This is a genomic window from Noviherbaspirillum denitrificans (assembly GCF_002211445.1).
Taxonomy (GTDB): domain Bacteria; phylum Pseudomonadota; class Gammaproteobacteria; order Burkholderiales; family Burkholderiaceae_D; genus Noviherbaspirillum; species Noviherbaspirillum denitrificans.
Map to the genome: position 1 here is coordinate 2,163,182 of NZ_LSTO01000001.1, position 5,400 is coordinate 2,168,581.

Below are 5,400 nucleotides of genomic sequence, written 5' to 3' on the forward strand. Positions count from 1 at the left end.
TTGGCGATACGCGGCGTGCCGCGGCTGCGCTTGGCGATTTCCAGCGCACCTTCGTCGACAATCCTCGCATTCAGCAGCGAGGCGCTGCGCGAGACGATCTTCGCCAGTTCCTGCGGTGTGTAGAACTCCAGGCGCGCAACGATGCCGAAGCGGTCGCGCAGCGGATTGGTCAGCATGCCGGCGCGGGTGGTGGCGCCGACCAGCGTGAACGGTTGCAGGTCGAGGCGCACCGAACGCGCCGCTGGTCCTTCGCCGATCATGATGTCGATCTGGTAGTCCTCGAGCGCCGGGTACAGGATTTCCTCGACCACCGGGGACAGGCGGTGAATCTCGTCGATGAAGAGCACATCGTTCGGCTCGAGGTTGGTCAGCAGCGCCGCGAGGTCGCCCGCGCGCTCCAGCACCGGGCCCGAGGTCTGGCGCAGGTTCACGCCCATCTCGCGCGCAATGATGTGCGCCAGCGTGGTCTTGCCGAGTCCGGGCGGACCGAACAGCAGGGTGTGGTCCAGCGCTTCCTTGCGCTGGCGCGCGGCAGTAATGAAGATTTCCAGCTGCCCGTGGATCTTCTCCTGCCCGACATACTCGTCGAGCTGCTTCGGACGCAACGCGCGCTCGATCGCCTCTTCGTTCGGCGATGCCGGCGTCGCGGCGATGATGCGCTGTTCGGTGAAATTGTCGGTTTGAATGCTCATGGCTTTGCGTCCTTACTTCGACAGCGCCTTCAGTGCCAGCTTGATGCCTTCCGACACGCCGGTGCCCGCCGGTACCTGCTTCAGCGCCAGCGCGGCCTCCTTGTCGGAATAGCCGAGCGCGAGCAGTGCATTGAGGATGTCGGAGGTGGCGTCGCTGTGCGCCGTTCCGGCCGGCGCCCCAAGGTCGGCGCCGAGCTTGCCCTTGAGTTCGAGCAGCAGGCGCTCGGCCGTCTTCTTGCCGATGCCGGGAATGCGCGTCAGCCTTCCCGCTTCCTGCAAGGTGATCGCCTGCGCCAGGTCCGCAACCGACATCCCAGACAGGATGGACAGCGCGGTGCGCGCGCCGATCCCGGAAATCTTGATCAGTTGCTTGAATACATTGCGTTCTTCCACCGTGCCGAAACCGTACAGCAGGTGCGCATCTTCCCGCACCGCGAGATGCGTGAGCAACACCACCTTCTCGCCCATGCCGGGCAGGTTGTAGAAAGTACTCATCGGAACGTCGATTTCATAGCCGACGCCGTTGCAATCGATCAGCAGCTGGGGCGGGTTTTTTTCAAGCAGGATTCCGGAAAGGCGGCCTATCATGGTGAAAGAAGACAAGAAAAGTTAGCTGCATCATACAGGACATTGCCTGCGCGCCGCCGCAGGATTTTTTCCGACGAAAGGGGCTCTAAAAAACCATTGCGTTCCCGACACGGAACAATCATTTCATGAACCGCCGACCCGCCCGTCACCCGCTGTCATGGCTCGCCACCGCCCTCGGAATTATCTGGGCGTCGCCGCTCACCGCCTTCGGACTGTTGCTGGCGCTCCCTGTCATTCTCCAACGCGGCAAGATGCACGTCGTGCGCGAACCAGGCTTTGCGCTCGTCGCGCGCGGCCCATTCGCCGATGCCATGCTGAGCCGGCATCCTTTCGGAGTCATGAATGCGATGGCGCTCGGCCATGTCGTCATTGCGATGCGCGACGGATTGTCGCCACGCGTGCTGGTGCATGAACTGGCGCATGTGCAGCAGGCGGCACGCTGGGGCATTGTGTTTCCCTTCGCCTATCTCGCTTCGAGCGCGTGGGCGGCGATTCGCGGCAAGGACGCCTACTGGCACAACCGTTTCGAGATTGCAGCCCGCAAGGCCGAGAAGCATTTCTAGCCGATCAGGCGGCCACGGCGTACCCGCACGCCCTTCTTTGTCAGTGCCGGAGCAAGGTCGCCGAGCGCGGACAAGGTCTCGCCGCTGTGCGCATGGCAGATCGCGACGCCAAGCGCATCGGCCGCATCCTTTCCCGGCACGCCCGACAACATCAGCAAGCGCTGAACCATGTCCTGCATCTGCTGCTTCTGCGCCTGGCCGTGTCCGACGACTGCCTTCTTGATCTGCAGCGCGGTGTACTCCGCGACGGCAAGGTCGGCCGCAACCAGCGCGCAAATCGCCGCACCGCGCGCCTGGCCGAGCAGCAGCGTGGATTGCGGGTTCACGTTGACAAAGACTTTTTCGATCGCCGCACAATCGGGGGAATAGGTGCGGATGATTTCCGACACACCGGAGAGGATGACTTTCAACCGCTGCGGCAGGTCGGCGTCCGGCGTCTTGATGGTGCCAGATGCAATGTAGCTGAGCTTGTTGCCCTGCTTGTGGATGAGACCGAAGCCGGTGGTGCGCAGGCCAGGGTCGATGCCGAGGATTTTCATGTGTTACCGCCACTCCCGCGTGCGCGGGAGTGGCTACTGGGATTAATGACGGAAGTGACGCGTACCCGTAAAGAGCATCACCACACCACGCTCATCCGCCGCATCGATCACTTCCTGGTCGCGCATCGAGCCGCCCGGATGGATCACGCAGGTTGCACCCGCATCGACCACGACGTCGAGGCCGTCACGGAACGGGAAGAACGCATCCGACGCCACTGCGGAACCCGCAAGCGTCAGGCCGGCATTCTGCGCCTTGATCGAAGCGATGCGCGCGGAATCGACACGGCTCATCTGGCCGGCGCCAACGCCCAGCGTCATGCCATTGCCGCAGAAGACGATCGCATTCGACTTCACGAACTTGGCGACGCGCCATGCAAACATCAGGTCCTGCATCTGTTGCGGCGTCGGCTGCTTCTTGGTCACGACCTTCAGGTCGGCCACGGCGACATTCTTCGCATCAGGCGATTGCAGCAGCAGGCCGCCGCCGACACGCTTGAAGTCATACGCATTGACCGCGTTACCCAGCGGAATTTCGAGCAGGCGGACATTCTGCTTGGCCGCGAACACCTGCTTCGCCTCGGCGGTGAACGACGGTGCGATCAGTACTTCGACAAACTGCTTGGCCACGGCTTCGGCCGCCTTGCCGTCCAGTTCGCGGTTGAAGGCGATGATGCCGCCGAATGCGGAAGTCGGATCGGTCTGGAGTGCCTTGCTGTACGCTTCCAGCGGATTCGCCCCGACAGCGACGCCGCACGGATTCGCATGCTTGATGATCACGCAGGCGGTTTCTTCGAAGGTCTTCACGCACTCCCACGCCGCGTCGGCGTCGGCGATGTTGTTGTACGAGAGTTCCTTGCCTTGCAGCTGCTTGTAGTTTGCGAGCGAGCCAGCCACCGGCGCGAGGTCGCGATAGAACGCTGCGGACTGGTGCGGGTTTTCGCCGTAGCGCATTTCCTGCACCTTCTCGAAATGCAGGTTGAGCGTCTGCGGGTAAGCGCTGCGTGTCGCATGCTGCTTGTCTTCGCCGAGCGCGGTCAGGTAATTGGTGATGGCGCCGTCGTACTGCGCGGTGTGCGCGAACACCTTTTTCGCCAGCGAGAACTTGGTGTCGTAGCCGACGTCGCCCTTGTTCGCCTTCATCTCGTCGAGCACGCGGCCGTAGTCGGCCGGATCGCAGATGACGACCACATCCTTGTGGTTCTTCGCGGAGGAGCGCAGCATGGTCGGGCCGCCGATGTCGATGTTCTCGATCGCGTCTTCCAGCGAGCACTGGTCCTTGGCGACGGTCTGCTGGAACGGATACAGGTTCACCACCACCATGTCGATGGTCGGAATGCCGTGCTTTTCAAGCGCGGCGACATGCTCGGGCAGGTCGCGGCGGGCGAGGATGCCGCCGTGCACCTTCGGGTGCAGGGTCTTCACGCGGCCGTCAAGCATCTCGGGGAAGCCGGTATAGTCGGCGACTTCGGTCACCTTCACTCCATTGTCGGCCAGCAGTTTTGCCGTGCCGCCGGTGGAAAGGATGTTCACGCCCATGGCAGCCAGTGCCTTGGCGAAATCGAGGACGCCGGTTTTGTCGGAAACCGAGATAAGCGCTTGTTTGATCATGATGGTGGTCTTGCTTGAAGTGATGGATAACGAAAAAACAGTGCGGACCTCCCGGCGCGCACTGTCTTTTCGTTATCGGTCACGGCAAGGTCAGAGCAGCCCGTGCTGCTGCAGTTTCTTGCGCAGGGTATTGCGATTGATGCCCAGCATTTCGGCGGCCAGCGACTGGTTGCCGTCCGCGCGGGCCATCACCACTTCCAGGATCGGTTTCTCGACAGTAAAGACGACCATTTCATAGACGTTGGAAGGCTGTTGTTCGCCGAGGTCCCTGAAGTACTTCTCAAGGCTCTTCTTCACGACGTCCTGGATATTGTCTTTGCTCATTGCTTGGATGGGTGTTTTTATAGTGGGTCAGGCAGCCAGCTTTTCCGCGGCAAGGCCGTATTGTAACCGTTCGCCGTGCGCATTTTGCGATTCAAAGAAGGCATCGACGGCTGCAAGCTGTTCTTCGCAGCTTTCGAGGCGGTTCATGCGCTGGCGGAATTCCTCGCCGCCCGGCAAATCGCGCACGTACCAGCCGATGTGCTTGCGCGCGGTGCGCAGTCCCATGTAGTCGCCGTAAAACGCGTAATGCGCTTGCAAGTGCTCACTCATCAACATGCGCACTTCGCTGACCAGCGGCGCGGGCAGGTATTCGCCGGTGCGCAGGTAATGGTCGATCTCGCGGAAGATCCACGGACGTCCTTGTGCGGCACGGCCGATCATGACGGCATCCGCGCCGGTGACCCGCAATACATGCTTCGCCTTTTCCGGCGTCGTGATATCGCCATTGGCGACGACAGGTATCGACACCGCCGCCTTGACGGCGGCAATCGTGTCGTATTCCGCATCACCGCTGTAACCGTCCGCGCGTGTGCGGCCATGCAGCGTGAGCATCGCGATGCCGGCCTCTTCGGCCATGCGCGCGATAGTCAGCGCATTCTTGTTTTCGCGATTCCAGCCGGTACGGAATTTCAGCGTGACCGGCACATCGACAGCGGACACGACGGCATCAAGGATCTCGCCGACGAGCTTTTCGTTCTGCAGCAGCGCCGAGCCGCACCAGCTGTTGCACACCTTTTTCACCGGGCATCCCATGTTGATGTCGATGATCTGGGCGCCACGGTCGACGTTGAATTTTGCACAAGTCGCGAGGATGGCGGGATCGGCACCGGCGATCTGCACCGCCTTCGGCTCCATTTCACCATCGTGGTTGGTACGGCGGGACGTCTTCTCGCTTGCCCACAGGCGCGGGTCGGAAGCCGCCATTTCGGACACCGCATAGCCGGCCCCCAACTGCTTGCACAGCTGGCGGAAAGGACGGTCCGTCACCCCGGCCATGGGGGCGACGAAAACGTTGTTGCGCAGGATATGCGGACCGATATTCACGGGAAAGGGGAAAGGTAATGCGGGCAAACCGCTATTTTAGCC

General features: G+C 61.8%; 7 protein-coding genes. 1 reads left to right on the forward strand and 6 read right to left on the reverse strand.

What is annotated here, in order from left to right; genetic code table 11:
* Together ruvB and ruvA are read right to left on the reverse strand one after the other, a co-directional pair.
* Positions 1-692, reverse strand: a 692-nt coding sequence (gene ruvB, locus AYR66_RS10625; protein WP_088709741.1) for a Holliday junction branch migration DNA helicase RuvB, incomplete at its 3' end; no start/stop codon positions are given.
* 12 nt (positions 693-704) lie between these two features.
* Positions 705-1,280, reverse strand: coding sequence for a Holliday junction branch migration protein RuvA (ruvA, locus tag AYR66_RS10630; protein WP_088707465.1), 576 nt, complete (start codon positions 1,278-1,280; stop codon positions 705-707).
* A 125-nt stretch (positions 1,281-1,405) separates the two neighbouring features.
* On the opposite strand from ruvA, the gene AYR66_RS10635 reads away from it, so the two are divergent.
* Entirely contained in the window at positions 1,406-1,843 is a 438-nt protein-coding gene (locus AYR66_RS10635; RefSeq protein WP_088707466.1) for a hypothetical protein, read from the forward strand.
* On the opposite strand, the gene ruvC is transcribed toward AYR66_RS10635, so the two are convergent.
* The 4 genes from ruvC to dusB all read right to left on the reverse strand — a co-directional run bounded on the left by ruvC (position 1,840) and on the right by dusB (position 5,358).
* Complete coding sequence (gene ruvC / locus AYR66_RS10640; protein WP_088707467.1) at positions 1,840-2,382, reverse strand: crossover junction endodeoxyribonuclease RuvC; 543 nt, start codon at positions 2,380-2,382, stop codon at positions 1,840-1,842. The two genes, AYR66_RS10635 and ruvC, sit on opposite strands and share 4 nt — an antisense overlap.
* A 42-nt stretch (positions 2,383-2,424) precedes the next feature.
* Positions 2,425-3,990, reverse strand: a complete 1,566-nt coding sequence (gene purH / locus AYR66_RS10645) for a bifunctional phosphoribosylaminoimidazolecarboxamide formyltransferase/IMP cyclohydrolase (protein WP_088707468.1) — start codon at positions 3,988-3,990, stop codon at positions 2,425-2,427.
* A 90-nt stretch (positions 3,991-4,080) separates the two neighbouring features.
* The gene (locus AYR66_RS10650) at positions 4,081-4,314 is read right to left on the reverse strand and encodes a Fis family transcriptional regulator (protein ID WP_088707469.1); all 234 of its coding nucleotides are present in this window, start codon (positions 4,312-4,314) and stop codon (positions 4,081-4,083) included.
* A 27-nt stretch (positions 4,315-4,341) separates the two neighbouring features.
* Entirely contained in the window at positions 4,342-5,358 is a 1,017-nt protein-coding gene (dusB, locus tag AYR66_RS10655; RefSeq protein WP_088707470.1) for a tRNA dihydrouridine synthase DusB, read from the reverse strand.
* Between the last annotated feature and the right edge of the window lie 42 nt (positions 5,359-5,400).